We start from the raw sequence: 26,893 nt of genomic DNA, 5'->3' as shown, positions 1-26,893 counted from the left end.
CCGCGGGCACACCCCACCCAGCCCGCCGCTTTTGCAACCGCACGAGAGCCACGCATGAACCGTCTCTATCACGTCACGCTGTCGCCCTTTTGTCGCAAGGTCCGCCTGACACTGGCCGAGAAGAAGATCGAGGTGGAGCTGATCGAGGAACGCTATTGGGAACGCGGCACCGAATTCCTGCGCCGCAACCCGGCCGGAAAGGTGCCGGTCCTGCGGCTGGATGGCCGCGTCATGGCCGAAAGCCAGGCGATCTGCGAATTCATCGAGGAAACCTGTCCTACCCCGCCCCTGATGCCGCGCGACCCCGAGGCGCGCTATGAGGTGCGCCGGCTGTGCGCCTGGTTCGACGACAAGTTCAACGACGAGGTCACCCGCAAGGTGATGGGGGAACGGGTCTGGAAGAAGGTGATGAAGCTGGGTTATCCCGACAGCAAGACCGTGAAATCGGGGCTGGGGGCGATCAAGTATCATCTGGATTACATGGGCTGGCTGCTGGACCAGCGCCGCTGGCTGGCGGGCGATGTGATGACGCTGGCCGATTTCGCCGCCGCCGCGCATCTGAGCTGTCTGGACTATATCTCGGACGTGGATTGGGACCGGTCGGCCAATGTCAGGGACTGGTATGCCAAGATCAAGTCGCGCCCGGCCTTCCGGTCGCTTCTGGCCGATCAGCTGCCGGGCCTGCCGCCCGCGCCGCAATATGCCGAGCTTGATTTCTGATCGCGCGGACGGACAGGGCGCGGCGGGGGCGCTGCCCCCGCACCCCCGAGGTATTTGCGGCAAGATGAAAGGCGCATCGTGACGGATCTGAAGGCGCGGCTGATCGGCAAGGCCCTGGAAGAGGGGTTTTCCAAGGCGCGCATCTGCCGGCCCGATGCCATCCCCGAGGCGGCGGCGCGGCTGGCGGACTTTGTGGCGGCGGGGATGCATGGGCAGATGGGCTGGATGGCCGAGCGGATGGGCTGGCGCGGCGATCCGGCCGCGCTGTGGCCCGAGGCGCGATCGGTGGTGATGCTGGCCGAGGCCTATACGCCCGATGCCAACCCGACCGCGGTTCTGGGCCGCCCCGAGCGGGGGGCCGTGTCGGTTTATGCGCAGGGCAAGGATTATCACGATCTGGTCAAGCGGCGGCTGAAGCGGGTGGGCCGCTGGCTGCTGGAGGAAGCCGGGCGCATGAGTCAGGAGGCCGGGATCAAGGTCTTTGTCGATACCGCGCCGGTGATGGAAAAGCCGCTGGCACAGGCGGCGGGGCTGGGCTGGCAGGGCAAGCACACCAATCTGCTGGCGCGCGATCTGGGCAACTGGTTCTTTCTGGGGGCGATCTTCACCACGCTGGATCTGCCGCCCGATCCGCCCGAGATCAGCCATTGCGGGTCCTGCCGGGCCTGTCTGGACGCCTGTCCGACGGGGGCCTTTCCCGCGCCCTACCGGCTGGATGCGCGGCGCTGCATTTCCTATCTGACGATCGAGCACAGGGGGCCGGTGGACCCGGAACTGCGCGCGCGGCTGGGCAACCGGATCTATGGTTGCGACGATTGCCTGGCGGCCTGTCCCTGGAACAAATTTGCCGCCGCCGCGCATGAGATCGGCTATGCCCCGCGCGAGGTCGATGCGCCGCTGCTGGCGGACCTGGCCGCGCTGGACGACGCCGCCTTTCGCGCGCGCTTTGCCGGCAGCCCGATCAAGCGGATCGGGCGCGACCGGATGGTGCGCAACGTTCTGTATGCAATTGGAAATTCCGGCCTGCCCGCGCTGGCCGAGGTGGCCGCGGGGCTGACCGCGGACCCGGACCCGGCGGTGGCCGATGCTGCCATCTGGGCGCTGGCGCGGCTGCGGGGGTGAGCCTTTGGACGGATCCGGGGGCTTCCCTTTCGCGCCGGAGCGGGTAACCTGCGGCCATGTCACCGCTTCGGGGTATTCTTCTTAAAATCGCGTCGGTCCTTGTGTTCATCGCCATGTCGGCGCTGATCAAGGCCACGGCGGCGCATGTGCCGCCGGGCGAGGCGGTGTTCTTCCGGTCCTTCTTTGCAATCCCGGTGATTCTGGTCTGGCTGGCCTGGCGGCGCGAACTTGGGTCGGGGCTGCGGGTCGCACAGCCGATGGGCCATGTCTGGCGCGGGGTCGTGGGGACGGCGGCGATGGGGTTCGGCTTTGCCGGGCTTGGCCTGTTGCCGCTGCCCGAGGTCACCGCGATCGGCTATGCCGCGCCGCTGCTGACGGTGGTCTTTGCCGCGATGTTCCTGGGCGAGGAGGTGCGGCTGTTCCGGCTGTCGGCGGTGGCGCTGGGGATGGCGGGGGTTCTGATCGTCCTGTCGCCGCGCCTTGGCACCTTTGGCGCCGCCACCGAGCGTGAGATGCTGGGCGCGGTGGTGGTGCTGGCCGGGGCGGCCTGTGCCGCGCTGGCGCAGGTTTTCGTGCGCAAGCTGGTGGCGAGCGAACGCACCTCGGCCATCGTCTTCTGGTTTTCGGTCACCGCCTCGGTGCTGTCGCTGGTCACGCTGCCCTTCGGCTGGGTCCTGCCAGCGCCGCACGAAGCGATGCTGCTGGTTTCGGCGGGGCTGCTGGGCGGGCTGGGGCAGATCCTGCTGACATCCTCTTACCGGCACGCCGATGCCTCGATCGTGGCGCCGTTCGAATATGTTTCAATGATCTTCGCGCTGGCGATCGGCTTTGTCTTCTTCGATGAGGTCCCCACCCTGGTGATGCTGGGCGGCGCGGCGCTGGTGATCCTGGCGGGGGTACTGATCATCTGGCGCGAACGCCAGCTGGGGATTGAACGCGCGCGGCAGCGCAAGGCGATGACACCGCAGGGCTGAAAACCGCCCGTTCGCGCCCGTGCCGCAACTTGGGGGTGAAATTCCGCGCGCATGGTCCTATGATATAGGCATGCACAGCTGAAGGAGGATCAGATGGGCCGACATATCATCGACCGCGCCACGCCCCGGGCCGAAGGCACCCGCGTGAAAACCTATCTGGATATGGACCGCAAAAGCGGGCTTCACCCGGCGATCCGCATCCTGTCGCAACGCCCCGCCACCCGCGGGGACGCGGGGCGCAAACTGCGCGAATTCGCCCGGATCGAACGCGGCCAGCGGGCCTGAACCGGGGCCGGGTGGGCGCCGAACGCCCACCCGGCTTGCGCTTAGCTGCGCACCAGCTTTTCGTAAGAGGCCGCGATGTCCAGCGTCAGCGCACCAACCTCGAAGGTGTAATCCCCGATCTGGCCGATCGGCGTGACCTCGGCGGCGGTACCGGTCAGCCAGGCCTGCTGGAAGCCTTCAAGTTCCGACGGCTCGATCCGGCGTTCGTGCACGGTGATGCCCTTTTCCTTCAGCATCTGGATCACGGTCTGACGGGTGATGCCGTTCAGGAAGCAATCGGCCAGCGGGGTATGCACCTCGCCGTCCTTGACGAAGAAGATGTTGGCGCCGGTGCATTCGGCGACATAGCCGCGCCAGTCCATGAACAGCGCATCCGAACAGCCCTTGGCCTCGGCCGCGTGCTTGGACATGGTGCAGATCATGTAAAGGCCCGCCGCCTTGGCCGCGACCGGGATGGTTTCGGGGCTGGGGCGTTTCCATTTGGCGATGTCGATCCTGGCGCCCCTGGTTTTGGCGTCGCCGTAATAGGCGCCCCATTCCCAGCCCGCGACCGCCAGCCGCACCGGGTTGCGCTTGGCCGAAACGCCCATGTCATCGCCCGCCCCGCGCCAGGCCACCGCGCGCACATAGGCGTCGGTCCAGTTGTTGGCCTTCAGCATGGCATATTTCGCCTCTTCGATCTGTTCGACCGAATAGGGGATTTCCATGTCCAGCAGGTTCGCCGACGTGCGCAGACGTTCGGAATGTTCCACGGATTTGAAGATCTTGCCGTTATAGCAGCGTTCACCCTCGAACACCGAAGAGGCGTAATGCAGGGCATGGGTCAGGATATGGACCTTGGCGTCGCGCCATTCCACCAGCTTGCCATCCATCCAGATCCAGCCATCGCGATCGTCATAAGCACCGGCCATCTTGTCCTCCTTCGGAGCTCGATTTGCGAATATTGCGCCCGATTGGTCCGTTTCGGACATAAAGTTGCGCAAATTCAGCGGATCGGTAACAATTGATTCTTGGAAAGTCAACAACGCTGACGTAAAATCGCGGGAAAGCAAGGGGGCACCATGGCTGACACCGGGGTTCAGGGCGGGGAAGCCCTTCTGTTTCTGACCGATGAACAGTTGCGCCGCGGCATCGAGGCGATGTTCTTTGCCTATCGCGGCTTCACCGCCGATCCCGACAAGATCCTGGAACAGATGTCTTACGGGCGGGCGCATCACCGCGCGATGCATTTCATCAACCGCCAGCCGGGGCTGACCGTGACCACGCTGCTGTCGGTTCTGGGGGTGACCAAGCAAAGCCTGAACCGCGTGCTGCGCACCCTGATCGAGGACGGGCTGGTCGAAAACCGCGTGGGCCGCAAGGACAAGCGCGAACGCCACCTGTTCCTGACCGCGAAGGGTGCCGATCTGGAACGCGAACTGTCCGAGGCACAGCGCGGACGCATGCGCGCGGCCTATCGTTCCGCCGGCCCGCAGGCGGTGGCAGGCTTCCGCCAGGTGCTGGAGGCGATGATGGATCCCGAGATGCGCCGCCACTTCACGATGATGCGGGACGGCGCGTGATGCCGGGCGGGGCGGGCAATCAGCCGGGGCCGCATCTGCTGATCGTGGATGATGACGAACGCATCCGCGGCCTTTTGCAGAAATTCCTGATCCGCAACGGCTTTCTGGTGACGGCGGCGCGCGATGCGGCACAGGCGCGGCGCCTGCTGGAAGGCTTGGAATTCAACCTGATCGTGCTGGATGTGATGATGCCGGGGGAAGACGGGCTTGGCCTGACGCGCGATCTGCGCCGGCGTCTGGACACGCCGATCCTGCTGTTGACCGCGCGCGGCGAAACCCGCGACCGGATCGAGGGGCTGGAAGCGGGGGCCGATGATTATCTGCCCAAGCCCTTCGAACCCAAAGAGCTGTTGCTGCGCATCAACGCGATCCTGCGCCGCGCCCCGACAGAGGTGCAGACGGGCCCCAAGGCGCTGCACCTGGGCCCGCTGCGCTATGACCCGGACCGGGGCGAATTGTGGCAGGGCGATGTGCCGGTGCGCCTGACCGCGACCGAGGCGGCCCTGATGCGCATCTTTTCCGCCCGCGCAGGCGAGGTCGTCAGCCGCGCCGAACTGATCGACGAACTGGGCCGCGACCGGGGCAGCATGCCCGATGAGGGCGGCGGCGACCGCACGGTGGACGTGCAGATCACCCGCCTGCGCCGCAAGATCGAACCCGACCCGCGCGAGCCGCGATTCCTTCAGACGGTACGCGGCCTGGGCTACATGCTGGCCCCCGAATAGGCCCTCCGGCCGTGCTGTGCCCCCGCCCGGGCGAAACTGCGGCAAATTGGCTATCGCAGTGCAGCATTTCAACCCCGCTGCGCGCTATTGTCTTCTGGACTGACAGGGATGTGATTGCTAATAGGTCGCCATGTTTGGCGGCACAACGTGCGGCCCGGCAAGTCGTATCGGCCCACCCAAGGCCCGGGAAGGAGAGATTTCGTGTCCCACGCTGAAGAACACGCAGGCACCCGGAGGGATTTCCTCTACTACGCGACCGCAGGAACGGGCGCCGTCGTCACCGGCGCGGCCGTCTGGCCGCTGGTCAACCAGATGAACCCCTCGGCGGATGTTCAGGCGCTTGCCTCGATCTTCGTCGACATCTCGGGCGTCGAGCCTGGCACGCAGCTGACGGTGAAATGGCGCGGCAAGCCGGTCTTCATCCGCCGCCGCACCCAGGAAGAAATCGACAAGGCGCGGGCCGAAGACAACGCCCCCGACATCATCGACCCGCTGGCGCAGAACGCCAACAAGCCCGGCGCCAGCGCCGCGGATGAAAACCGTTCGCTGGACGACGCGGGCGAATGGCTGGTGATGATCGGCGTGTGCACGCACCTGGGCTGTGTACCGATCGGCAACGGCGCGGGCGAATTCGGCGGCTGGTTCTGCCCCTGCCACGGGTCGCACTACGACACCTCGGGGCGCATCCGCAAAGGCCCCGCGCCGCGCAACCTCGACATTCCGGTGGCGCAGTTCACCGATGACTCCACGATTCTGCTGGGCTGAGGGAGAGCACCATGTCCGGAATTCCGCACGACCATTACGAGCCCAAGACGGGCATCGAACAGTGGCTGCACAAGCGCCTGCCGATCGTGGCGCTGGCCTATGACACCATCATGATCCCCACGCCCAAGAACCTGAACTGGTGGTGGATCTGGGGTATCGTCCTGGCGTTCTGCCTTGTGCTGCAGATCGCAACCGGCATCGTTCTGGTGATGCATTACACCCCGCATGTCGACATGGCCTTTGCCAGCGTCGAACATATCATGCGCGATGTGAACGGTGGCTGGGCGCTGCGCTACATCCACGCCAACGGCGCCTCGCTGTTCTTCCTGGCGGTCTATATCCACATCTTCCGCGGTCTGTTCTACGGGTCCTACAAGGCCCCGCGTGAAATCACCTGGATCGTGGGCATGATCATCTATCTGTGCATGATGGGCACCGCCTTCATGGGCTATGTGCTGCCCTGGGGCCAGATGTCCTTCTGGGGCGCGACCGTGATCACCGGCCTGTTCGGCGCGATCCCGGGCATCGGCGAACCGATCCAGACCTGGCTGCTGGGTGGCCCGGCGGTGGACAATGCCACGCTGAACCGCTTCTTCTCGCTGCACTATCTGCTGCCCTTCGTGATCGCGGCGCTGGTTGCGGTGCACATCTGGGCCTTCCACACCACCGGCAACAACAACCCCACCGGGGTTGATGTGCGCCGCACCTCGAAGGCCGAGGCGGACAAGGACACCCTGCCCTTCTGGCCCTATTTCGTGATCAAGGACCTGTTCGCCCTGGCGCTGGTTCTGCTGGTCTTCTTCGCGGTCGTGGGCTTCATGCCGAACTATCTGGGCCACCCCGACAACTATATCGAGGCGAACCCGCTGGTGACCCCGGCCCATATCGTGCCGGAATGGTACTTCCTGCCGTTCTACGCGATCCTGCGCGCGTTCACCGCCGATGTCTGGGTCGTGATCGCGGTGGAATGGGTGACCTTCGGCATCGTTGACGCCAAGTTCTTTGGCGTTCTGGCGATGTTCGGCGCGATCGCCGTGATGGCGCTGGCACCCTGGCTGGATACCTCGTCCGTGCGTTCGGGCCGCTATCGCCCGATGTTCAAGTGGTGGTTCTACCTGCTGGTGATCGACTTCGTCGTTCTGATGTGGTGCGGCGCCATGCCGGCCGAGGAACCCTATGCCTCGATCTCGCTGATCGGTGCGGCCTACTGGTTCGCCTATTTCCTCGTGATCCTGCCGCTTCTGGGCGTGATCGAAAAGCCGCTGCCGCAGCCGGCCACGATCGAGGAAGACTTCAACGCGCATTACCGCGCCGACGCGACCCCGGCCGAGTAAGGAAAAGGACCGATATCATGAAAAAACTTCTGATCTCTGCCGTTTCCGCGCTGATGCTCGGGTCCGGCGCCGCGCTGGCGGCAGGTGCCGAAGGTCATGTCGATGATTTTGCCTTCAGCTTTGAAGGCCCCTTCGGCAAATATGACGAACAGCAGCTGCGCCGCGGCTTCCAGGTCTATCGCGAGGTCTGCTCGTCCTGCCACGGCCTGCAATATGTGCCGCTGCGCACGCTGGCCGACACCGACGGGCTGGGCATGGACCCGGCCTGGGTCCGCGCCTATGCGGCGGAACTGGATGAGGTGACCGATGCCGAAACCGGCGAGCCGCGTCCGCGCAAGGAAACCGACATGTTCCCCAGCCGTTCGGGCGAGGGCATGGGGCCGGACCTGTCGCTGATGGCCAAGGCGCGCGTGGGCTTCCACGGGCCCTATGGCACCGGCATCAACCAGTTCTTCCGCGGCATCGGCGGGCCCGAATACATCGCCTCGCTGCTGACCGGCTATACTGGTGAGGAGAAAGAGGAAGCAGGTTCCTATTTCTATGAAAACCACACCTTCCCCGGCGGCTGGATCGCGATGGCCGCGCCGCTGATGGACGACCTGATCGAGTATGAGGACGGCACCCCCGCAACGGTTGACAACATGGCGACCGATGTGGCGGCCTTCCTGATGTGGACGGCGGAACCCAAGATGATGGCCCGCAAGCAGATGGGCTTTGTCGCGGTCATCATGCTGACGGTCCTGACCGCGCTGCTGTATCTGACCAACAAGCGGCTTTGGGCGCCCCACAAGGGCCGCCACGTCTGATTCGGCCGGCATGGCCCCCGAACGCGCCCCACCGGGGCGCGTTTTCTTTTGGCGATGGCGCTGGCCGCGCCGCCGCGATAGGCTGACGGCGAACCCGGAAAGGAAAACCGATGGCCGATCCCCGCGCCCCGCGCCTGTGCGTCCTGATCGACGCCGACAACGTCCCCGCCAGCTATGCCGAGGCGATCTTTGAAGAAATCGCCAGCCTGGGCGAGGCCAGCGTGCGGCGCATCTATGGCGACTGGTCGGCGCAGCGTCTGGGCAAATGGGCCGAACGGGTCGCGGCCCTGGGCCTTGTCGCCGATCAGCAATTCGCCAATACCAAGGGCAAGAACGCCTCGGACATCGGGCTGGTGATCGCGGCGATGGATTTCCTGCATTCCGGCCTGTTCGACGGCTTTGTGCTGGTGTCGTCGGACAGCGATTTCACCCGCCTGGCCGCGCGCATCCGCGAACAGGGGCTGGATGTTTATGGCATCGGCGAAAAGAAAACGCCCGAGGCCTTCCGCATGGCCTGCAAGCGGTTCATCTATGTCGAGAACCTTGGCGCCGATGAACCCGCCACCCGCGATGAACCGCGCCCCGGCGCCGAGGCCCCGCGCGGCAAGGAACCCGCCAAGAACGCGATCCCGCTGATCGTGGCGGCGATGCGCGCCATCGGCGGGGATGAGGAATGGTATTCCATGGGTCAGATCGGCCAGTTCATCACCCAGGCCAATCCCGATTTCGACACCCGCAGCTACGGCGCGGCGAAGCTGTCAGACCTGATCAAGAAAACCGGCCGGTTTGAGGTGCAGCACGGTCCGGGCGGCCAGCTGACGGTGCGCGATCTGGCCTGACCTAGCGTCGCGTGCCGTAGCGGGCCATGAACATCTGCACCGCGCCCTCGATCACGCGGGCGCTGTCGCGGGGGCGGCAGCAGGAACTGACGCCGAACAGCAGGCGGGCGTGGATATCGGCCTTGCACAATTCGGCGAACTGATCGGCAGCCAGGTCGAAATCCTCGATCGCCAGTTCACCCCGCCCCGCCGCCTGGCGCAGGTAATCCACCAGCCGTTCGCGCAGCAGAAGCGGGCCGGAATGATAGAATTCATGCCCCAGCGCCGGAAAGCGGTCGCTTTCGGCCACGCAGATACGATAGACGCCGGTCCCGAATTCCGAGGTGATAAAGGCGATGATGCATTCAGCCGCCGCGCGCAGCACCTGTTCGGGCGGCAGCGCGGGATCGATCAGTTCCACCGCCGCATCGGCCTGACGGCGGCATTCGGTCTTGGCGACCTCCATGAACAACAGGCGCTTGTCGGGGAAATAGCTGTAAAGCGTGGCCTTGCTGACCCCCGCCTCGCGCGCGATGTCATCGACGCTGGCGCCTTCGAACCCGTCGCGCAAAAAGATCGTCCGCGCGCCGTCCAGCACCTGGTCGAACTTGCGGCCCTTGCGGATGGCGGGGTCGGTCATGGCGGTTCCTTCCGGTGGTGATGCACGGATACGCCCCCAGCATAGACTGATCGGTTCAGTTGGGGCAATGACCGATCGTCACGCCGCGGGCGGTTGCAACACCCCCAGCGCGCGGGCCAGGCGCGGCGCCTTGTGGCGCAGGAACCCGCGCAGCGCGTAATGGCCGAAATACCACGCCGCCCGCGTCAGCGACAGGCCCAGGTGAACGCGATACATCGCCCAGGTACCCCGCGCGGCCCGCCCCTTGCCCGAGGACAGCGTGCCATGACCGTGATGATAGATGCACAACACCTCATTCAGGCCCGCCGCCTCGGTGCCGCCGCGCAACAGCGCGATCAGGAAGGCGAAATCCTGGCGCCGCCGCAACGCGGGCATCCGCCGCGCGCCCAGCCAGGCGCGGTCGATCATCACGGTGGAAAAGCCCATGACATTGGTTTTCAGGTATCCCGGCATGGCAATCCGTTGCGGCAGGCCGATGGCCTGCTGGTCCCCGGTCAGATCGTTGTGGCGCAGATAGGCGGTGGCGGCGATCCGCGCGCCGGTCGCCTGCAAAAAAGCGGTCTGGCGGGCCAGCTTTTCGGGCAGCCATTCATCATCGGCATCCAGAAAGGCCAGCCAGCGCCCCCGCGCGGCGTCGATCCCGGCATTGCGCGCGGGCCCCGCGCCGCGATTACCGGGCAGCCGGATCAACCGGATGCGCGGGTCGGCAAGACAGGGCGTCACCGCGGCCAGGCTGGCATCGGTGGACCCGTCATCCACCACGATCGCCTCCCAGTCGGTCAGGGTCTGCGCCTGGACCGAGCCCAGCGCACGACCGATGACCCCGGCCGCGTTGTGACAGGGGATGATGACGCTGACCTCGGCCAAGGTCAGCCGATCCGACCGCGCGCACCGCCGGTCTGGCCGCGATCCATCAGCAGATGGTCCAGGATCACGCAGGCCATCATCGCCTCGGCCACGGGTACGGCGCGGATGCCGACGCAGGGATCGTGGCGGCCCTTGGTCACCACCTCGACCTCTTCGCCCGCCACGTTGATCGAGCGGCGCGGCGTCAGGATCGACGAGGTCGGCTTGACCGAAAAGCGCAGGACAATCGGTTGGCCGGTGGTGATGCCGCCCAGGATGCCACCGGCATGGTTGGTCAGGAATTCGGGTCCGTCCGGCCCCATGCGAATTTCGTCGGCATTGTCGATCCCGGTCAGGCCCGCAGCCGCCATCCCCTCGCCGATCTCGACGCCCTTGACGGCGTTGATCGACATCATCGCGGCGGCCAGGTCGGTATCCATCTTGGCATAGATCGGCGCGCCAAGGCCCGGGGGCACACCCTCGGCCACCAGTTCGATCATCGCGCCAACGGAACTGTGGCCCTTGCGGATCGCCTCCAGGTAATCGGCCCATTCGGCGACCACGGCGGCATCGGGAATAAAGAAGGGATTGCGCAGGATCTCATCGCGGTCGAACCGCTCGCGGCTGATCTGCTTGGCGCCCATCTGCACCATGTAGCCGGTGATCCGCAGATCGGGCACCAGCGCCTTCAGCACCGCCTGCGCCACGCCCCCCGCCGCCACCCGCGCCGCGGTTTCGCGCGCGCTGGACCGCCCGCCCCCGCGATAATCGCGCAGGCCGTATTTCTGGTGATAGGTGATGTCGGCGTGACCGGGGCGGAACTGGCGCGCGATTTCGCCATAATCCTTGCTGCGCTGATCGGTATTTTCAATCATCAGCTGGATCGGCGTGCCGGTGGACCGCCCTTCAAAGACGCCCGACAGGATGCGGACCTGATCGGGTTCCTGGCGCTGGGTGGTCATCTTTGACTGGCCCGGCCGGCGGCGGTCCAGGAAGACCTGGATGAACTCTTCCGAAATCTCGATCCCCGGGGGGCAGCCATCCACCGTCGCGCCGATCGCGGGGCCGTGGCTTTCGCCCCAGGTGGTGACACGGAACAGATGGCCGAAGGTATTGAAACTCATCACAGCTCTCCTCTCGCCCCACGGCATAGCGGCGCGGGGGGGCTGGCTCAAGCGATTTCCCTTGCGAAAGGCCACGGCGCGCCTATGTTACGGCCCACCTCGGGGTGCCCGGTCGGGCTGAGATGCGGCAACGCGAACCCGTTGAACCTGAACCGGTTAAGACCGGCGGAGGGAAGGTAGCACGGGTTCGCCCGGCCTGACCCCGCCCGTCAGCCATTGGAGACCCAGATGCGAACCACTCTGATGCTTGCGGGACTTTTTGCAGCCACCAGCGCCGTGGCGGATGAAAAGCCCGTCCTGACTGTCTATGCGCCCGATTACTTCACCTCGGAATGGGGCCCCGGCCCCGCGATCGAAAAGGGCTTTGAGGCGGCCTGCGCCTGCGATCTGAAATTCGTGGCCGGTGACGTGCTGCCCCGCCTGCTGCTGGAAGGCGACCGGACCGAGGCCGATGTGGTCATCGGCCTGACCATCGACGTGCTGGCCCGCGCCCGCGCCACGGGGCTTTTCTCGCCCCACGGGCAGGACAATGCCACCCTGACCCTGCCGGTCGCATGGACCGACGACACCTTCCTGCCCTTCAACTGGAGCGAGACGGCCTTTGTCTATGACACGACCCGCCTGGCCAATCCGCCCACCTCGTTCGAGGATCTGCTGAACGCGCCAGATAGTCTGAAAATTGCAATTCAAGACCCGCGTTCGTCGATTTCGGGGCTGGCAATGTTGCTTTGGGTCAAGGCCGTCTATGGCGACCGCGCGCCCGAGGCCTGGGCGAAACTGGCCCCCAGGGTGCTGACCGTGACCGCCGGCTGGTCTGAAAGCTATGGCCTGTTCACCGATGGCGAGGTGGATATGGTGCTCAGCTACACCACCTCGCCCGCCTATCACATCATCGCGGAACAAGACACGACCAAGGCCGCCGCGATCTTCCCCGAGGGGCATTACTTCCTGACCGAGGTTGCCGCGCGCCTGGCCGGCACCGATCAACCCGATCTGGCGGCGGCCTTCATGGACTATGTCGTGTCCGATGATTTCCAGGGCATGATCGCCACCGGAAACTGGTCCTATCCCGCGATCATCAAGGACGGCTTCCTGCCCGAGGGGTTCGCCGCCCTGCCCCGCCCCGCCAGGACCCTGTTCTTCACCGAGGCCGAGGCCGAGGCGCTGCGCCAGCCCGCGCTGGACGAATGGCTCGCCGCGTTCACAAAATAAGCTGGCCCGCGCCGCTGGCAGCCCTGCTGGTGGCGGCGCTGGTGCTGGGAACGCTCGGCGCGGTGGCGATCCGCGCCGGCGGCCTTGGCGTGCTGCGGCCCGCCGATCTGGCGGCGCTGTGGTTCACGATCTGGCAGGCGGCGGTTTCGGCGGCGGTGTCGTGCCTGCTGGCGGTGCCGGTGGCCCGCGCGCTGGCGCGGCGGCGGTTCCGGGGCCGGGGGCTGCTGATCTCGCTGCTGGGGGCGCCTTTCATCCTGCCGGCCATCGTGGCGGTGATGGGGCTTCTGACGGTCTTTGGCCGGCGCGGCATGGTCAACGCCGGGCTGGAAGGACTGGGCCTGCCCGGCCTGACCATTTATGGCGCGCATGGGGTGATTCTGGCCCATGTCTTTTTCAACCTGCCGCTGGCCACCCGGATGATCCTGCATGGCTGGCAGGGCATCCCGGCGGAACGGTTCCGGCTGGCCGCCGCACTGGGCTTTGGCCCGGGCGACATCCGCCGCCATCTGGAAATCCCGATGCTGCGCGCCATTCTGCCGGGGGCTTTCCTGGCGATCTTCCTTGTGTGCCTGACATCCTTTGCCGTGGCCCTGACGCTGGGCGGCGGTCCGCGCGCCACGACCGTCGAACTGGCGATCTATCAGGCCTTCCGCTTTGATTTCGACCTTGCCCGCGCCGCAAGCCTTGGCCTGGTGCAGGTGGCGCTGTGCCTTGGCGCGCTGGCGATCACCGCCCGCGTCACCCTGCCCTCCAGCTTTGGCGCGGGGCTGGACCGGCCCTTGGCCCTGCAGGCGCCGGGCCGCGCGGCGGCGGTGCAGGACATCATCGCCATCGCCGTGGCCGCGGCCTTTTTGCTGGTGCCCATCGGCACGGTCCTGGCCCGCGGCCTGCCCGGGGTCGGCGCGCTGCCCGCAAGCCTTTGGGCCGCCACCGGCACCTCGGTCGCGCTGGCGCTGGGGTCAACCGCCCTGACACTGGCGCTTGCGCTGCCGCTGGCGCTGGCGGCAACCCGCGCCACCTGGGCCGAAGCGGCGGGGATGCTGCCGCTGACCGCCTCGTCCCTGGTGATCGGCACGGGGCTGTTCGTGATCCTGCGGCCTGTCGTGACCCCCACCGCCCTTGCCCTGCCCGTCACCCTGATCGTCAATGCCGCCATGTCGCTGCCCTTCGCGCTGCGCATGATCCTGCCCGAGGCGCGCGTTCTGGCCGCCGATTATGACCGCCTGGCCGCCTCGCTGGGGCTAAGCGGCATCGCCCGCCTGCGCTATCTGACCCTGCCACGCCTGGCCCGCCCCCTTGGCTTTTCGGCCGGGCTGTCGGCGGCCTTCTCGATGGGCGATCTGGGCGTCATCACGCTGTTCGCCGGGGGCGAACAGAAAACCCTGCCCCTTGCCCTGTTCCAGCTGATGGGCGCCTATCGGATGGATCAGGCCGCGGCGGCGGCGGCGGTGCTGATGGCGCTGACCTTCGCCCTGTTCTGGGCCTTTGACCGGATCGGACAGCATGCTGACCCTGGATAAACTGCATATCTGCCAGGGTGATTTCCACCTGCGCGCCGACCTGACCGTGCCCCACGGCGCGCGCTGCGCGATCATGGGCCCCTCGGGCGGGGGCAAGTCCACGCTTCTGGCCACCATCGCGGGCTTCCTGCCCCCGGTCTCGGGCCGCATCCTGTGGGACGGGCGGGACCTTACCGCCCTGCCCCCCGGCGCCCGGCCCCTGTCGATCCTGTTTCAGGACCAGAACCTGTTTCCCCATCTCAGCGTCGCGCAGAATCTGGCCATCGGCCTGTCACCGCGCCTGCGGCTGGATGCGGATCAACAGGCGCGCATCGATCAGGCCCTGGCCCGCACCGGGCTGCACGGCCTGGGCCGGCGCAAGCCCGGCGCGCTGTCGGGCGGCCAGCAAAGCCGCGTGGCGCTGGCCCGCGCGCTGCTGCGCGCCCGTCCGCTGCTGTTGCTGGATGAACCCTTTGCCGCGCTGGGACCCGCACTGAAACGCGACATGCTGGACCTGGTCGATGCGATCGCCACCGAACAGGGCGCCACCGTGCTGATGGTCACCCACGACCCCGAAGATGCCCGCGCCTTCGCTGACCTGACCCTGCTGGTGGCCGAGGGCCGCGCGCATCCGCCCCTGCCCACCGGACCGCTTCTGGATAACCCGCCCCCGGCGCTGCGGGCCTATCTGGGCGGGTGATCCTTCATCTTGCCACAAATACCTCACGGGGGTGCGGGGGTGTGAAACCCCCGCTTTCTGCCCCTAGAACAGCACGACCGAGCGGATCGATTCGCCCGCATGCATCAGGTCGAAGGCCTTGTTGATGTCTTCCAGCGGCATCGTATGGGTGATCATCGGATCGATCTCGATCTTGCCATCCATATACCAGTCCACGATCTGCGGCACATCGGTGCGCCCGCGCGCCCCGCCAAAGGCCGTGCCCTTCCACACCCGCCCGGTGACCAGCTGGAACGGCCGGGTCTGGATCTCGGCACCCGCGGGCGCCACGCCGATGATGATCGACTGGCCCCAGCCGCGATGGGTGCATTCCAGCGCATCGCGCATCACCTTGACGTTGCCGGTGCAGTCGAAGGAATAATCCGCCCCGCCGATCTGGTCGAAGGGCGTTTTCGTCATGTTGACGATGTGGCTGACGATATCGCCGTCAATTTCCTTCGGGTTGACGAAATGGGTCATGCCGAAACGCTCGCCCCATTCCTTCCTGGCATTGTTCAGATCGACCCCGATGATCATGTCCGCGCCCGCCAGACGCAGCCCCTGGATCACGTTCAGCCCGATCCCGCCCAGACCAAAGACCACCGCCTTGGCGCCGATTTCCACCCTGGCGGTGTTGATCACCGCGCCGATGCCGGTGGTGACGCCGCAGCCAATGTAGCAGACCTTGTCAAAGGGCGCGTCGGGGCGGATCCTGGCCAGCGCGATTTCGGGCACCACCGTGTGGTTGGCAAAGGTCGAACAGCCCATGTAGTGATGGATCGGCGTGCCATCCAGCATCGAAAACCGCGTCGTGCCATCGGGCAAAAGCCCCTGCCCCTGGGTCGACCGGATCGCGGTGCACAGGTTGGTCTTCTGGCTCAGGCAGGACGGGCACTGGCGGCATTCGGGGGTGTAAAGCGGGATCACATGGTCACCGGGCTTCAGCGTGGTGACGCCGGGGCCGACCTCGACCACCACGCCCGCGCCCTCATGGCCCAGAATCGCGGGGAAGATGCCTTCGGGGTCTGCTCCCGACAATGTGAATTCATCGGTATGGCAGATGCCGGTGGCCTTGATTTCCACCAGAACCTCGCCCTGTTTCGGGCCTTCCAGGTTCACCTCCATGATTTCAAGCGGTTTGCCGGGGGCAAGGGCAACGGCGGCACGGGTTCTCATGGGTAAATCCTCGCTGTATAGATGCGCGAAGCCTGCGGCAAAGCCCGCGCAAGAGCAACCTCAGGAAACGACAAAATGACCAGATTTTCCGCCTTGGCCGCCGTGATCCTGCTGGCCGCCTGCCAGCCCCCGATGCCGATCGAGGAACCGATGCCCCAGACCCCGGCGCCGATGCTGCTGGGCACCGATCCCGCCGGCGGTCTGGAAGAACGCATGCCCGACACCTGCAAGGCGGTCGATTATGTGGCCTATCTGGGCCAGCCCGGCGGCGTGATCGCCACCATCCCCTTCACCCGGCCCCATCGCGTGGTGGAATGGCGCGGGATCGAGGCGCAGGAATACAACCCCCAGCGCGTCGTGTTCCGGCTGGATGCGGCGGGCAACATCTACAACATCGACTGCGGCTGATCGGGTGGCGCGCGCGATCCCCCTGGTCCTGATCGCGGGGCTGGCGCTGGCGGGTTGCCGGGCGGCACCCGCGCTGCCCCCCGATCCGGCCAATCCGGCCGATCCGGGTGCAGATGCCTGTGGTGCCGTGCGCCTGCAGCATCTGGTCGGCCAACCCGAATCGGTGCTGCAGGGGATGCGTTTCGACGCGCCCGTCCGCATCATCCGCCCCGGCATGGCGGTGACGATGGATTACCGCCCCGACCGGCTGAACATCGAGATCGATGCCCGGAACCGAATCGCGCGGGCGCACTGTTCGTGACCCGCGCGGCATCGGCCAGCTATCCTGCAACGGACCTTCAAGCGGTCAGTTGGTCTGGATGCGGAAGTCGGTGTGACAATCCTTGCAGGCACCGGCGATGGCGCCCATGCCGGCCTTCAGCGTATCAAGCGAACTGGTATCGATCCCCTGCGCGGCCTTGAACAGCGCATCCGACCGCGCGGTGAAGGTTTCGGTATCGGTCCAGATTTCGGGCTTGGCCTCGGTGACGGGGTCGGTTTCATTGGCTTCGAAAGCCTGCGGAATTTCCGCGGCAGCAGCGGCCAGCGCGGCGGCGGCCTCGGCGGCCTTGTCGGCGTCAAAGGCGGTCTTGCCCTGTGCCATGTCGCCCAGAACGCCGGTATTGCCACGCACCACGCCCATCAGGTCCATCCGGGCCTTCACCACCGGATTTTGCACGCCTTCCTTGGCGACCGCGACGCCCGCCGCCAGGATCAGGCCAAAGGTCAGCATCTTGCTGGAAAATGTCATCTGAAACTCCCTTGTTAACACCGTGGCGTCAGCATAGCGCGGCAAAGCCCCTTCGCACAGGCGCGCAGGCCGGATCACGCGCATGATCACCCGAATGTCATTGCCCGGGCGGGCGCGCCGCCCGGGGATATTTCCCGCGCCATGCGGCCACGCGCTTGATTTGGGGCAGCCCCGCTGCCACCTTGGGGACATGACAATGCAGATCCCGCCTGCCTTCCCCCCTGGCCCCGGCCCGGCCACCGCCCCGGCGCAGGTCGCATTCGACCGGGCGGAACTGTCGGTGATCCTGTCGCTTTACGGGCGGATGGTTGCCGCCGGCGAATGGCGCGACTATGGCATGAGCTTTCTGCGCGACATGGCGGTGTTCTCGGTCTTTCGCCGCGCCGCCGAACACCCGATCTACCGCATCGAGAAACGCCCCGCCCTGCGCACCCGGCAGGGGCAATATGCCGTGGTCGGCATGGACGGGCAGATCCTGAAGCGCGGGCATGACCTGCCCGCGGTGCTGCGTGTGCTGGAACGCAAGCTGATCCGCCCCGTTGGGTGATCGTTTCCCGTAACCGGCAGGCCATTCCCCCAATCCCCGTCTCCCCCAATCCCCGTCGGTTCCGGCGGTCGGTTCCGGCGGTCGGTCAGTTCCGGCGGTGCAGGCCCAGAAACGGCCCCTCGCCCGCGGCCTCGATCCGGCGCAGGCAGCTGTCGATCGGTTCATGCGCCACGTTCATCGAATGGCCATTGGCATGGATCAGCACATCCGCATCACAGGCCAGCGCCACATGCCCCTTCCAGAAGAACAGATCCCCCCGCCGCGCCTGCGCGCCGGGCGGCAGCGGCGCGCCCAGCGCGCGGTGCTGCAGGTCGCTGTCGCCGGGGCAATCCAGGCCACAGGCGGAAAAGGCAATCTGCACCAGTCCCGAACAATCGACGCCAGACCGCGAATTGCCGCCCCACAGATAGGGCGTGCCGATCAGGCTTTGGGCGACGCTGACCGGATCCTCGGCCCAGTCGCCCAGCGCGCGCAGATGCCGGCGCGGGACAAAGCCCTGCGGGGTGATGGCGAACATGCCATCCCAGCCGGTCACGCACAGCCGCGCGCCCAGCGACAGCAGGGCCGTTTCACGCTGCTTGATCGAAGGGCCCGGATAGATGTGGGTGGCCGGCGCCGCAACCCAATGGGTCGGCGCGCAGGCCGGGCCCAGCGCCGCGGCGTCCAGCCAGCCGCAATAGCCATCGGCCTCGGCGCGCACAAAGGCATGCGCGCCCGCGCGGTCCAGCACCAGAAGCGATGCGCCCATCAGCACCTGGCGATCACGCGCCCCGCCGGGCGTGGCGCAAAGATCGGCCAGCGCCACGGCCAGGCAGGCGGGATCGCCTTCCACGAAACGCTCGGCCGCCAGCTGGCCGCGCAGGCTTACATGCGCGACGCGGCCATTGGCGGGGGTCAGGCGGCGGTCGGTCACAGGCCCAGAACCTCGGGCAGGGCCTCCAGCAGGGCGCGCGCGCCCTGGCCCACACCGCCCTTGGGCCGGGCGGGGGCGGCGGTGGGCTGCCAGCCGTAGATGTCGAAATGCGCAAACCGCGCGGTCGCGGTGACGAAACGGCGCAGGAACAGCGCCGCCGTGATCGACCCCGCCATCCCGCCCGAAGGCGCATTGTCCAGATCGGCGATGGCCGGTTCGATCAGCGGCTCATACGGCGCCCAGAAGGGCATGCGCCACAGCGGATCGGCCACCCGCGCCGCCGCCCCCGCCAGCGCGGCGGCCAGCGCGTCATCATCGGTGTAGAAGGGCGGCAGATCCGGGCCCAGCGCCACCCGCGCCGCCCCCGTCAGCGTGGCCATGCAGATCAGCAGATCCGGCCCCTCTTCATCCGCCAGCGCCAGCGCATCGGCCAGCACCAGCCGCCCCTCGGCATCGGTATTGTTGACCTCGACGGTCAGGCCCTTGCGGCTGGACAGCACGTCCTGCGGGCGAAACGCATTGCCCGCCACCGCGTTTTCCACCGCCGGAACCAGCACCCGAAGCCGCACCGGCAGGCCCAGCGCCATGATCATCCGCGCCAGCCCCATCACCGTGGCGGCCCCGCCCATGTCCTTCTTCATCAGCCCCATCGAGGCCGCGGGCTTCAGATCAAGCCCCCCGGTGTCAAAACACACGCCCTTGCCCACAAGCGTCAGCCGCGGCCCCGTCCCGCCCCAGCGCAGATCCAGCAGCCGCGGCGCGCGCGGGCTGGCGCGGCCCACCGCGTGGATCATCGGCAGGTTTTCCGTCAGCAGACGGTCGCCGCGGATCACCCGCGTCTCGGCGCCGAAGGCATCGGCCAACGCCAGAAAGGCCGCCTCCAGTTCATCGGGGCCCATGTCCGAGGCGGGCGTGTTGATCAGATCGCGGGTCAGCCATTCCCCCTGCGCGATCGCCTCAAGACGGGCGCCGTCCACCCCGGCAGGGCATTTCAGTCGCGCTTTCAGTGGCTTGGCAGATTTGTAGCGGGCAAAGCGATAGCCCGCCAACAACCAGGCCAGGGCCGCCTCTTGCGCCTGCTGCGGGGTCAGGTCGCCGTCAAGGTGCCAATCGCCTTCGGGCAACGCTTCGGCGGCGCGGGCAAGGGGGAAACGGTTGCGCGCCAGCGCCTCGGGGCCGCCCAGCCCGAACAGCGCCGCCTGCGGTGCGCCATCGGTGCCGGGCAACAGGCACAGCTGCCCGAAAGCGCCGGAAAACCCCTGCGCCGCGGCCCAACGCGCCTGCACCGGGGGCAGCGCGGCCAGCACCGCGCCCGCCACCGCCTCGGGCACCAGATGCAGGGGGCGGCTGTCGGCGTCGGCGGGGGCAAAACGCAAGCTGTCGGCGGCGGTCGTCATGGCGGGGCCTTTCGCAAGGGATCGTGGCCGCAGCCTAACCGCTGGCACAGCGCCCGCAAGGGGCCATAGGGGACACGGGGGCCGTAGGGAACGGGGGGCCGTAGGGAACGGGGGACGATCGCAGGGCCGCTGCCCTGACCGCCGCCCCCGCCCTACCCTGCCGGATCGGGGCGCAGGTCGTGCAGGTCCCACACCGCCATCAGCGATCTGGCCCCCACGCGCTGCAGCCGCGCCAGCGTTGCCGCCAGCGCCACACTATCCCCCGCCGCCGCACAACGCGCCACATCGCGCCCGACACCGGCCAGCATCGACAGGCCGATCTGGCGCGCCAGCTGCGCCAGATCCTCGGCCATGCCAATCAGCGACAGATCGCCCTGAAACGCCGCCGCCTCAATGCGCGTCATCTGCACCGCCAGATCCTCCATCGCGGCGGAAATCACCCGTTCGGCCCCCGCAGGCCCAAGTTCCGAAAACAGCGCCACGATCCGGTCCCGTTCCAGACGGACCCTTTCGTCATGGCGCATGCGCGCAATCGCCGACACCCCGCCCCCCTTCGCATCACATTACACCCCGGGACCCACTGCCCCCGCGCGACCATGGTGCGATTTCCTCAAGAAATGGTTTGCGGCGATGGAAAACCTCTCGAATTTCGCGCCGGACCTGCCTATCTAGGCGGCAAACCCCGGAAAGGAGTGACGATGAAGGACCATGTGCGCCCGCTGCCATCCTATCTGATCCACCGTTATCACGGCTGGAAGGCGACCACCTATTCCGAGAACCGCACCTGGTACCGGCGGCTGGCCGAAGACGGCCAGCGTCCGCGCGCGATGGTCATTTCCTGCTGCGATTCACGCGTTCACGTCACCTCGATCTTCGGCGCGGATCAGGGCGAGTTCTTCATTCACCGCAACATCGCCAACCTGGTGCCGCCCTACAACCCGGACGGCGACCACCACGGCACCTCGGCGGCGGTGGAATATGCGGTCCGCGCGCTGAAGGTGGCGCATGTGATCGTGCTGGGCCATTCGCAATGCGGCGGCGTTGCGGGCTGCCATGACATGTGCACCGGCCACGCCCCCGAGCTGGAAGAAAAGACCTCGTTCGTGGGCACCTGGCTGAACCTGCTGCGCCCGGGGTTCGAACGGGTGAAGGACCTGCCCACCGAGCGCCGCATCGAGGCACTGGAACGCGAATCGGTGGTGATCAGCCTGGAAAACCTGATGACCTTCCCCTTCGTCAAATCCGCGCTGGAAGCCGGCGACATGACCCTGCACGGGTTGTGGACGGATATCGGCGAAGGCGGGCTGGAACAGTATGATCCGGCCATCGGGAAATTCATCCCGCTGTGAACGGTCCGTCCCGCAGGGGCGCCGCCGCGTGACCGGATCGCCGCTGCGGGACAGCAAAGGGGGCCCCGCGCCATGCCAGACCATCGTAGCGGCAAGATCCGTCCCACCCCGCGTGAACGGCTGGAATATGCCGCCATCGCGGCGATCCTGTGGTTTCTGCGGCTGTTTCCCTATCGGTGGCGTGTGCCGCTGGCGGGTTGGGTCATTGCGCGGGTGGTGGCGCCGCTGACGGGCATGCGGCGGCGCATCCGGGCCAACCTGGGCCTGGTCTGCCCCGACCTGTCCCCCGCCGAACGCCGCGCGATTGAACGCGGTGTGCCCGACAATTTCGGCCGCATGTTCGCCGAGATGTTCTCGCCCGGGGACTTCATGGCGGTCGTGGCCGCCACCCCGCTGGCGGGGCCGGGCCTGCCAGACCTGCGCCGCGCCCAGGCCGAAGGCCGGCCGATCGTGGCGGTGTCAGGCCATTTCGGCAATTACGACATCGGCCGCGCGCGGCTGATCCACGAAGGGCTGAACGTGGGGGGGCTCTATCGGCCGATGAACAACCGCCTGTTCAACCGGATCTATGTCCACGCCATTGCCTGCGTGGGCGGGCCGCTGTTCATCCGCGACAAGGCCGGCTTTGGCCAGATGTTGCGCCACCTGCGCGCGGGCAACACGGTGGCGATCCTGCTGGATCAGCACATCGGCAGCGGCGCCCGGCTGCGGTTTTTCGGCCATCCGGCACGCACCGCGCTGTCGGCGGCACAGATGGCACTGCGCTATGATGCGCTGCTGATCCCGATCTATGCGATCCGCCAGCCCGACGGGATCAGCTTCCGGATCGAGGTGGAACAGCCGATCCCGCCTTCGGATGAACTGTCGATGACCCAGGCCATCAATGACAGCCTGGAGGCGCAGGTGCGGCGCCACATGGATCAGTGGCTGTGGATTCACCGGCGCTGGAAGGACCGGGGCGGCGCAACCTAGGGCCGCCGGCCGCCCGCCCCGCCCGGCCAGCCCGGAGGATCAGTGCAGCACCTGCCCTTCGGGCCAGGTCAGCGTGGTTTCCAGCGTGATTTCCTGCGTTTCACCGGCGGCCAGCGCAACATCCCAGGCCAGGATGCCGCGCCCGCCATCCAGATCGGTTTCGCTTGCGGCGGGGCGGGCGGTGTGACGGATCACCAGATCTTCCTGTTCGGAATAGGGCACCTGGTCGATCACCCGGACCGGCCAGTCCTGATCGGTCAGGTTGCGGATCGTCAGCACCGCGCGTTCGGTCAGCTCATTCGACCGGGTGATGACACCACGGTCGCCCTCGGTCCGGTCGGGAACCCGGCGTTCCAGCACGATGCCGTCGATCGCGCCAAAACCCAGCCGCAGGTCATCGCCCGCCGCCGTCAGCGGCAGATGCGATTGGCCGACCATCGCGCCATCGACGAACAGCGTGGCCGGACCGGGCAACAACACCTGCCCGCTGTCATTGACGGTTTCGGCCACCAGATAGGCGGTCGCATCGCGCGACGGCACGGCCTCGGCCACGACCTCGGGGGTGAAATCCAGATCATCCAGCCGCAGGCGCAGCGCCTCGACCCCGTCGCGGATGTCAACCGGCGCGGGGTAGCGATAGGTAACGGTGGCGCCCATCATCGCAAGCCCCGCGGTTTCGGGCACCGGGGCGACGGCGCCGACCATCATGTCGGTGGCAAGCCCTTCGGCATATTTGGCCTGCGGGGCAGCCATGGTGCGGGGGCTGGGGGCATCGGGCGGACCGATCCGGCGCAGCCAGGGCCAAAGCGGCGTGGGGTCCGCCCGATCCGACGGGCGCGCGGTGGACAGGGTCAGATCGACCCCGCGCCAATCCTCGCCCGAGGCCTGGGTCACGAAAACGCCACGGTCCAGCGACAGGCGGTTGGCATCGCGGTCCAGCCGCAGGTCATAGGTCGGCTGCCAGCTGGCATCGGGGGTGAAGGTGGTGATGCTGATCCGGCCCGCGCCTTCGACGCTGGCGCGCAGGGTGGCGCGGCCCGCGGTTTCGTCGATCAGCGCGGCCAGCGCCTGGCGGGCCTTGTCCAGCGCCTCACGCTCGGGGACAAGCGCGCGGTCGGCGGCCAGGGCCTCTTGCTCGGCGTCCAGCGCCTCGCGGCTGGCGACCAGGGCCTCATCGCCGACCATGCGCGCCAGCGCGCGCAGATCCTCGGGCGTGGCCGTATCGGGGGCAAGGCCGCGCAGGAAGGCGATGCGTTCCTCGGCGGCCCTGGCCCTCAGCCGGATCGCGGCCACGCCCGCCTCGGCCGTGGCCAGCGCGATTTCCAGCCGTTCAACCTCGGCCCGGGCGGCGGCGATGGCGGGCGGGGTCAGATCGCCGGTGGCGGGCGGGCGCCCCTCGATCAGCGTGACCGCGCCGATCGCCACCCCTTCGCCCACCACGCGCAGATGCGCCGGATCGGTGCCCTGCGGCAGGTCGGGGATGATCAGATCATGCACGCCCGCGGGGGCGGTCAGATCAACCAGACGGGTGACATTGGCCCCCCAGGGATACAGCGTGACGGCGGTGACGCGGCTGCTGGCCTCGATCGTATCGGCCCAAAGGGCGGCGGGGGCGGTGGTGGACAAAAGGGCGACAAGGGACAGGGTGAAAGGGCGCATCGGGGAACCTCGCATAGCAATGGCCAAAGCCTTCCCCCAGTCCCGCCCAAAAGCAAGAGGGCCCCGCATCGCAGGGCCCTCACATTCGCGGCAAGAGGCGAAGATCAGCCTTTCTTCAGGCAGCGGTTGCCCAGCGTCTCGGCGATCTGCACGGCGTTCAGCGCAGCCCCCTTGCGCAGGTTGTCGGACACGCACCACAGGTTGATGCCGTTGTCGATGGTGCTGTCCTGACGGATGCGGCTGATGAAGGTGGCGTAATCGCCCACGCATTCGACCGGGGTGATGTAGCCACCCGATTCGCGCTTGTCGACGACCAGGATCCCCGGCGCCTCGCGCAGGATGTCACGGGCCTCGGCCTCATCCAGGAAATCCTCGAACTCGATGTTGATCGACTCGGAATGGCCCACAAAGACCGGCACGCGGACACAGGTCGCGGTGACCTTGATCGACTTGTCGAGGATCTTCTTGGTTTCCGCGACCATCTTCCATTCTTCCTTGGTCTGACCATCCTCAAGGAAAACGTCGATATGCGGGATCACGTTGAAGGCGATCTGCTTGGGATAGACCTTGGGGGCCACTTCCTGACCCGGCACATACAGGCCCTTGGTCTGGTTCCACAGCTCATCGATCGCCTCTTTGCCGGTGCCCGACACCGACTGATAGGTCGACACCACGACGCGCTTGATCCGGGCACGGTCGTGCAGGGGCTTGAGCGCCACCACCATCTGCGCGGTGGAACAGTTCGGGTTGGCGATGATGTTCTTGGCCTTGTAGCCCTCGACCGCCTCGGGGTTCACTTCGGGCACGACCAGCGGAACCTCGGGGTCGTAGCGGTAAAGCGACGAGTTGTCGATCACCACGCAACCCTGACCGGCGGCGATGGGGGCGTATTTCCTGGTCGCATCCGAGCCGATGGCAAAGAAGGCGATGTCATAGCCGGTGAAATCAAAGCCCTCGAGGTCCTTGGTCTTGAGGGTCTTGTCGCCAAAGCTGACCTCGGTTCCCAGCGATTTGCGCGATGCCAGCACCACGATTTCATCAACAGGGAACTGGCGCTCGGCCAGGATGTTCAGCATTTCGCGGCCCACATTGCCCGTGGCGCCCGCGACGACGACTTTGTAGCCCATCAGGACCTCCTTCGCGAAAGAACGACGCCCCTTAACGGAAAGGCGCGCAATTGGGAAGGGCTTCGTGGGGACTTGCACTTTTGTGATGCAGGAAAGGCGCGGGGGGGTCAGCCCTGATCGCCGCGGCTTTGGCTGAACAGGTAAAGCGCCAGCCCCGCCAGAAGCGGCAGCAGGAAGAACAGGAATAGGGTGGCAAAGGCCGCCTCGGGCTGGCCCGCCGCCGTGGCCGAGGCACCTTCAAAGATCGGGCGCGAGGCAAACTGGAACAGCCCCACCCCGCCGATCGAGAACATGTTCAGCAGCGTCACCCCCCGCCCCATCAGATGCGGCGGAAAGAAGCTGCGCCCATGCGCCATCATCGCCGGGAAGGACGCACCGAACAGCCCGATCGCGGCGATCATCGCGGTGGACGCCCAGAACCCCGGCCCCGGCATCAGCCACAGCAGGCACAGGATCACCGCCTGCAGCCCATTGCCCAGCAGCACCACGCGCTTGTGGCTGCCCAGCACCCGGTCGGCGGCGCCATAGGCAAAGTTGCCCGCCACCATCGCCAGCCCCATGACCAGCGTCGCCAGCCCGATCGCGGCGGTATCGGCGCCATAAAGCGTGCTGAAATAGGGCCCCGCCCAGACCCCGCGCAGGCCCGCGGCGGCGGCATAGTTCACGCCGATCAGCGGCAGGATGAACCAGATCGCAGGCAGGCGCAGGATATCCAGCACCGAACCGCCCCCCGTGGCCGGGCGGGCGACCCGTTCCGGGTCGCGGGTAAAGCGGGCGATGGCCAGCGCCACGACCAGCGTGACCCCGGCCAACCCCCACAGCGTCTGGCGCCAGCCCGCCGCCTCGATCAGCCAGGCCAGCGGCGCGGCCCCGGCCAGGTTGCCCAGGCTGCCCACGCCGATCGTCGCGCCCGCCAGTGTACCGAAGATCGCGGGCGGAAAGCTGCGGGCAAAAATGTAATAGGCCCCCATCAGGACCGGCGCGCAGCCGATGCCGATCAGCACCATGGCCAGATGCACCGCGACCGGCCCCTGCGCCAGCGCGAACAGCGCCGCACCGCCACCGCCGCCCAGGCCCAGCAGCACCGAAACCGTCAGCCGCGGCCCGATCCGGTCGAGCGCCTCGCCCACCGGGATCTGCATCAGCGCAAACGCGATGTACCAAAGCCCCAGCGACACCGCCAGATCGCTGCCGCTTGCGCCGATCTCGGACCCCAGGACCGGCGTCAGAACCGCCAGGCAGGCGCGGTAGAACTGGCTCAGCACATAGCCGGCCACGAGAAAGGCGATACTGACGCGCATGTGATCCCTCCAGAGGCGGGGGCAAGCTGCCGGATGAGGCGGGCCGGTGCAAGGGGGATTGTCGGGGGGGGGATAGTCGGGGGGGGGGGTAGTCGGGGGGCGCA

At 67.1% G+C, this 26,893-nt stretch carries 30 protein-coding genes and 1 riboswitch; of the genes, 18 read left to right on the top strand and 12 right to left on the bottom strand.

What is annotated here, in order from left to right:
- The first annotated feature begins 54 nt into the window (after positions 1–54).
- The 4 genes from fzlA to ACK8OU_RS00650 all read left to right on the top strand — a co-directional run bounded on the left by fzlA (position 55) and on the right by ACK8OU_RS00650 (position 3,101).
- Positions 55–720 (top strand): FtsZ-binding protein FzlA, encoded by a 666-nt coding sequence (fzlA, locus tag ACK8OU_RS00665; RefSeq protein ID WP_410301414.1) that lies wholly within the window; start codon positions 55–57, stop codon positions 718–720.
- Positions 721–798: 78 nt separating this feature from the next.
- Positions 799–1,842, top strand: a complete 1,044-nt coding sequence (queG, locus tag ACK8OU_RS00660) for a tRNA epoxyqueuosine(34) reductase QueG (protein WP_410301413.1) — start codon at positions 799–801, stop codon at positions 1,840–1,842.
- Between the two features lie 56 nt (positions 1,843–1,898).
- The gene (locus ACK8OU_RS00655) at positions 1,899–2,816 is read left to right on the top strand and encodes a DMT family transporter (protein ID WP_410301412.1); all 918 of its coding nucleotides are present in this window, start codon (positions 1,899–1,901) and stop codon (positions 2,814–2,816) included.
- Positions 2,817–2,909: 93 nt separating this feature from the next.
- Entirely contained in the window at positions 2,910–3,101 is a 192-nt protein-coding gene (locus ACK8OU_RS00650) for a hypothetical protein (RefSeq protein WP_410301411.1), read from the top strand.
- Between the two features lie 41 nt (positions 3,102–3,142).
- Here the strand turns inward: ACK8OU_RS00650 and ACK8OU_RS00645 are convergent, their stop codons facing one another.
- On the bottom strand, positions 3,143–4,012 hold the full coding sequence (locus ACK8OU_RS00645) for a branched-chain amino acid aminotransferase (protein ID WP_410301410.1): 870 nt from the start codon (positions 4,010–4,012) through the stop codon (positions 3,143–3,145).
- 150 nt (positions 4,013–4,162) lie between these two features.
- Here ACK8OU_RS00645 and ACK8OU_RS00640 point away from each other — a divergent pair, with 150 nt between their 5' ends.
- From ACK8OU_RS00640 to ACK8OU_RS00615, 6 genes are all read left to right on the top strand, one after another.
- A complete protein-coding gene (locus tag ACK8OU_RS00640) occupies positions 4,163–4,663 on the top strand; it encodes a MarR family winged helix-turn-helix transcriptional regulator (RefSeq protein WP_410301409.1) in 501 nt (166 codons plus the stop codon).
- On the top strand, positions 4,663–5,388 hold the full coding sequence (locus ACK8OU_RS00635; protein ID WP_410301408.1) for a response regulator: 726 nt from the start codon (positions 4,663–4,665) through the stop codon (positions 5,386–5,388). The genes ACK8OU_RS00640 and ACK8OU_RS00635 overlap by 1 nt, the downstream gene beginning before the upstream one ends.
- 201 nt (positions 5,389–5,589) lie before the next feature.
- Positions 5,590–6,153 carry a ubiquinol-cytochrome c reductase iron-sulfur subunit gene (gene petA, locus ACK8OU_RS00630; protein ID WP_410301407.1) on the top strand — a complete coding sequence of 188 codons (564 nt, stop codon included), beginning with the start codon at positions 5,590–5,592 and terminating at the stop codon, positions 6,151–6,153.
- Positions 6,154–6,164: 11 nt separating this feature from the next.
- Positions 6,165–7,487, top strand: coding sequence for a cytochrome b (gene petB / locus ACK8OU_RS00625; protein WP_410301406.1), 1,323 nt, complete (start codon positions 6,165–6,167; stop codon positions 7,485–7,487).
- A 14-nt stretch (positions 7,488–7,501) separates the two neighbouring features.
- Complete coding sequence (locus tag ACK8OU_RS00620; protein WP_410301983.1) at positions 7,502–8,293, top strand: cytochrome c1; 792 nt, start codon at positions 7,502–7,504, stop codon at positions 8,291–8,293.
- Positions 8,294–8,403: 110 nt separating this feature from the next.
- Positions 8,404–9,132 (top strand): NYN domain-containing protein, encoded by a 729-nt coding sequence (locus ACK8OU_RS00615; RefSeq protein ID WP_410301405.1) that lies wholly within the window; start codon positions 8,404–8,406, stop codon positions 9,130–9,132.
- Between the two features lies 1 nt (position 9,133).
- Here ACK8OU_RS00615 and ACK8OU_RS00610 read toward each other — a convergent pair whose 3' ends face one another.
- The 3 genes from ACK8OU_RS00610 to aroC form a co-directional block, all read right to left on the bottom strand.
- Positions 9,134–9,751, bottom strand: coding sequence for a TetR/AcrR family transcriptional regulator (locus ACK8OU_RS00610; RefSeq protein ID WP_410301404.1), 618 nt, complete (start codon positions 9,749–9,751; stop codon positions 9,134–9,136).
- 78 nt (positions 9,752–9,829) lie between these two features.
- On the bottom strand, positions 9,830–10,618 hold the full coding sequence (locus ACK8OU_RS00605) for a glycosyltransferase family 2 protein (RefSeq protein WP_410301403.1): 789 nt from the start codon (positions 10,616–10,618) through the stop codon (positions 9,830–9,832).
- A 2-nt stretch (positions 10,619–10,620) separates the two neighbouring features.
- Positions 10,621–11,721 carry a chorismate synthase gene (gene aroC / locus ACK8OU_RS00600; RefSeq protein ID WP_410301402.1) on the bottom strand — a complete coding sequence of 367 codons (1,101 nt, stop codon included), beginning with the start codon at positions 11,719–11,721 and terminating at the stop codon, positions 10,621–10,623.
- Between the two features lie 90 nt (positions 11,722–11,811).
- Positions 11,812–11,912, top strand: a riboswitch (TPP riboswitch).
- A gap of 37 nt (positions 11,913–11,949) precedes the next feature.
- Here aroC and thiB point away from each other — a divergent pair.
- Genes thiB through ACK8OU_RS00585 form a run of 3 tightly spaced genes read left to right on the top strand, consistent with a single transcriptional unit; the run spans position 11,950 to position 15,132 of the window.
- Positions 11,950–12,933 (top strand): thiamine ABC transporter substrate binding subunit, encoded by a 984-nt coding sequence (gene thiB / locus ACK8OU_RS00595; RefSeq protein ID WP_410301400.1) that lies wholly within the window; start codon positions 11,950–11,952, stop codon positions 12,931–12,933.
- The gene (locus ACK8OU_RS00590) at positions 12,909–14,453 is read left to right on the top strand and encodes an ABC transporter permease family protein (RefSeq protein WP_410301399.1); all 1,545 of its coding nucleotides are present in this window, start codon (positions 12,909–12,911) and stop codon (positions 14,451–14,453) included. Before thiB ends, ACK8OU_RS00590 begins: the two co-directional genes overlap by 25 nt.
- Complete coding sequence (locus ACK8OU_RS00585) at positions 14,437–15,132, top strand: thiamine ABC transporter ATP-binding protein (RefSeq protein WP_410301398.1); 696 nt, start codon at positions 14,437–14,439, stop codon at positions 15,130–15,132. Before ACK8OU_RS00590 ends, ACK8OU_RS00585 begins: the two co-directional genes overlap by 17 nt.
- 63 nt (positions 15,133–15,195) lie before the next feature.
- Here the strand turns inward: ACK8OU_RS00585 and ACK8OU_RS00580 are convergent, their stop codons facing one another.
- Complete coding sequence (locus ACK8OU_RS00580) at positions 15,196–16,326, bottom strand: S-(hydroxymethyl)glutathione dehydrogenase/class III alcohol dehydrogenase (protein ID WP_410301396.1); 1,131 nt, start codon at positions 16,324–16,326, stop codon at positions 15,196–15,198.
- 75 nt (positions 16,327–16,401) lie between these two features.
- Between ACK8OU_RS00580 and ACK8OU_RS00575 the strand changes: the two genes are divergently transcribed.
- Together ACK8OU_RS00575 and ACK8OU_RS00570 are read left to right on the top strand one after the other, a co-directional pair.
- Complete coding sequence (locus ACK8OU_RS00575; protein WP_410301395.1) at positions 16,402–16,734, top strand: I78 family peptidase inhibitor; 333 nt, start codon at positions 16,402–16,404, stop codon at positions 16,732–16,734.
- Positions 16,735–16,738: 4 nt separating this feature from the next.
- Entirely contained in the window at positions 16,739–17,035 is a 297-nt protein-coding gene (locus ACK8OU_RS00570; protein ID WP_410301394.1) for an I78 family peptidase inhibitor, read from the top strand.
- Between the two features lie 45 nt (positions 17,036–17,080).
- On the opposite strand, the gene ACK8OU_RS00565 is transcribed toward ACK8OU_RS00570, so the two are convergent.
- The gene (locus ACK8OU_RS00565; RefSeq protein ID WP_410301393.1) at positions 17,081–17,524 is read right to left on the bottom strand and encodes a c-type cytochrome; all 444 of its coding nucleotides are present in this window, start codon (positions 17,522–17,524) and stop codon (positions 17,081–17,083) included.
- 190 nt (positions 17,525–17,714) lie between these two features.
- Between ACK8OU_RS00565 and ACK8OU_RS00560 the strand changes: the two genes are divergently transcribed.
- Positions 17,715–18,071, top strand: coding sequence for a DUF2794 domain-containing protein (locus tag ACK8OU_RS00560; RefSeq protein WP_410301392.1), 357 nt, complete (start codon positions 17,715–17,717; stop codon positions 18,069–18,071).
- An 85-nt stretch (positions 18,072–18,156) separates the two neighbouring features.
- On the opposite strand, the gene ACK8OU_RS00555 is transcribed toward ACK8OU_RS00560, so the two are convergent.
- The 3 genes from ACK8OU_RS00555 to ACK8OU_RS00545 form a co-directional block, all read right to left on the bottom strand.
- The gene (locus ACK8OU_RS00555) at positions 18,157–18,984 is read right to left on the bottom strand and encodes a C40 family peptidase (protein WP_410301391.1); all 828 of its coding nucleotides are present in this window, start codon (positions 18,982–18,984) and stop codon (positions 18,157–18,159) included.
- Positions 18,981–20,381, bottom strand: a complete 1,401-nt coding sequence (locus tag ACK8OU_RS00550) for a leucyl aminopeptidase family protein (RefSeq protein WP_410301390.1) — start codon at positions 20,379–20,381, stop codon at positions 18,981–18,983. Before ACK8OU_RS00550 ends, ACK8OU_RS00555 begins: the two co-directional genes overlap by 4 nt.
- Before the next feature lie 152 nt (positions 20,382–20,533).
- Positions 20,534–20,923 carry a hypothetical protein gene (locus ACK8OU_RS00545; protein WP_410301388.1) on the bottom strand — a complete coding sequence of 130 codons (390 nt, stop codon included), beginning with the start codon at positions 20,921–20,923 and terminating at the stop codon, positions 20,534–20,536.
- 156 nt (positions 20,924–21,079) lie between these two features.
- On the opposite strand from ACK8OU_RS00545, the gene ACK8OU_RS00540 reads away from it, so the two are divergent.
- Positions 21,080–21,730 (top strand): carbonic anhydrase, encoded by a 651-nt coding sequence (locus tag ACK8OU_RS00540; RefSeq protein WP_410301387.1) that lies wholly within the window; start codon positions 21,080–21,082, stop codon positions 21,728–21,730.
- Between the two features lie 72 nt (positions 21,731–21,802).
- Entirely contained in the window at positions 21,803–22,702 is a 900-nt protein-coding gene (locus ACK8OU_RS00535) for a lysophospholipid acyltransferase family protein (protein ID WP_410301386.1), read from the top strand.
- Positions 22,703–22,741: 39 nt separating this feature from the next.
- Here the strand turns inward: ACK8OU_RS00535 and ACK8OU_RS00530 are convergent, their stop codons facing one another.
- From ACK8OU_RS00530 to ACK8OU_RS00520, 3 genes are all read right to left on the bottom strand, one after another.
- The gene (locus ACK8OU_RS00530) at positions 22,742–24,361 is read right to left on the bottom strand and encodes a DUF4139 domain-containing protein (RefSeq protein ID WP_410301385.1); all 1,620 of its coding nucleotides are present in this window, start codon (positions 24,359–24,361) and stop codon (positions 22,742–22,744) included.
- Positions 24,362–24,465: 104 nt separating this feature from the next.
- Positions 24,466–25,488, bottom strand: a complete 1,023-nt coding sequence (locus ACK8OU_RS00525; RefSeq protein WP_410301384.1) for an aspartate-semialdehyde dehydrogenase — start codon at positions 25,486–25,488, stop codon at positions 24,466–24,468.
- A 107-nt stretch (positions 25,489–25,595) separates the two neighbouring features.
- Positions 25,596–26,789: an MFS transporter gene (locus ACK8OU_RS00520; RefSeq protein WP_410301383.1), complete on the bottom strand. Its 1,194-nt coding sequence runs from the start codon at positions 26,787–26,789 to the stop codon at positions 25,596–25,598.
- Positions 26,790–26,893: the final 104 nt, after the last annotated feature.

It is taken from the genome of Pontitalea aquivivens (assembly GCF_046507575.1).
GTDB lineage: Bacteria > Pseudomonadota > Alphaproteobacteria > Rhodobacterales > Rhodobacteraceae > Pontitalea > Pontitalea aquivivens.
This window is presented reverse-complemented; position numbering and strand designations above follow the sequence as displayed.

Coding starts and splice junctions, on each gene's coding strand:
- fzlA (WP_410301414.1), top strand. CDS start 55: ATGAACCGTCTCTATCACGTCACGCTGTCGCCCTTTTGTCGCAAGGTC.
- ACK8OU_RS00655 (WP_410301412.1), top strand. CDS start 1,899: ATGTCACCGCTTCGGGGTATTCTTCTTAAAATCGCGTCGGTCCTTGTG.
- ACK8OU_RS00650 (WP_410301411.1), top strand. CDS start 2,910: ATGGGCCGACATATCATCGACCGCGCCACGCCCCGGGCCGAAGGCACC.
- ACK8OU_RS00645 (WP_410301410.1), bottom strand. CDS start 4,012: ATGGCCGGTGCTTATGACGATCGCGATGGCTGGATCTGGATGGATGGC.
- ACK8OU_RS00640 (WP_410301409.1), top strand. CDS start 4,163: ATGGCTGACACCGGGGTTCAGGGCGGGGAAGCCCTTCTGTTTCTGACC.
- ACK8OU_RS00635 (WP_410301408.1), top strand. CDS start 4,663: ATGCCGGGCGGGGCGGGCAATCAGCCGGGGCCGCATCTGCTGATCGTG.
- petB (WP_410301406.1), top strand. CDS start 6,165: ATGTCCGGAATTCCGCACGACCATTACGAGCCCAAGACGGGCATCGAA.
- ACK8OU_RS00615 (WP_410301405.1), top strand. CDS start 8,404: ATGGCCGATCCCCGCGCCCCGCGCCTGTGCGTCCTGATCGACGCCGAC.
- ACK8OU_RS00610 (WP_410301404.1), bottom strand. CDS start 9,751: ATGACCGACCCCGCCATCCGCAAGGGCCGCAAGTTCGACCAGGTGCTG.
- aroC (WP_410301402.1), bottom strand. CDS start 11,721: ATGAGTTTCAATACCTTCGGCCATCTGTTCCGTGTCACCACCTGGGGC.
- thiB (WP_410301400.1), top strand. CDS start 11,950: ATGCGAACCACTCTGATGCTTGCGGGACTTTTTGCAGCCACCAGCGCC.
- ACK8OU_RS00590 (WP_410301399.1), top strand. CDS start 12,909: ATGGCTCGCCGCGTTCACAAAATAAGCTGGCCCGCGCCGCTGGCAGCC.
- ACK8OU_RS00585 (WP_410301398.1), top strand. CDS start 14,437: ATGCTGACCCTGGATAAACTGCATATCTGCCAGGGTGATTTCCACCTG.
- ACK8OU_RS00580 (WP_410301396.1), bottom strand. CDS start 16,326: ATGAGAACCCGTGCCGCCGTTGCCCTTGCCCCCGGCAAACCGCTTGAA.
- ACK8OU_RS00575 (WP_410301395.1), top strand. CDS start 16,402: ATGACCAGATTTTCCGCCTTGGCCGCCGTGATCCTGCTGGCCGCCTGC.
- ACK8OU_RS00565 (WP_410301393.1), bottom strand. CDS start 17,524: ATGACATTTTCCAGCAAGATGCTGACCTTTGGCCTGATCCTGGCGGCG.
- ACK8OU_RS00560 (WP_410301392.1), top strand. CDS start 17,715: ATGACAATGCAGATCCCGCCTGCCTTCCCCCCTGGCCCCGGCCCGGCC.
- ACK8OU_RS00550 (WP_410301390.1), bottom strand. CDS start 20,381: ATGACGACCGCCGCCGACAGCTTGCGTTTTGCCCCCGCCGACGCCGAC.
- ACK8OU_RS00540 (WP_410301387.1), top strand. CDS start 21,080: ATGAAGGACCATGTGCGCCCGCTGCCATCCTATCTGATCCACCGTTAT.
- ACK8OU_RS00535 (WP_410301386.1), top strand. CDS start 21,803: ATGCCAGACCATCGTAGCGGCAAGATCCGTCCCACCCCGCGTGAACGG.
- ACK8OU_RS00530 (WP_410301385.1), bottom strand. CDS start 24,361: ATGCGCCCTTTCACCCTGTCCCTTGTCGCCCTTTTGTCCACCACCGCC.
- ACK8OU_RS00525 (WP_410301384.1), bottom strand. CDS start 25,488: ATGGGCTACAAAGTCGTCGTCGCGGGCGCCACGGGCAATGTGGGCCGC.
- ACK8OU_RS00520 (WP_410301383.1), bottom strand. CDS start 26,789: ATGCGCGTCAGTATCGCCTTTCTCGTGGCCGGCTATGTGCTGAGCCAG.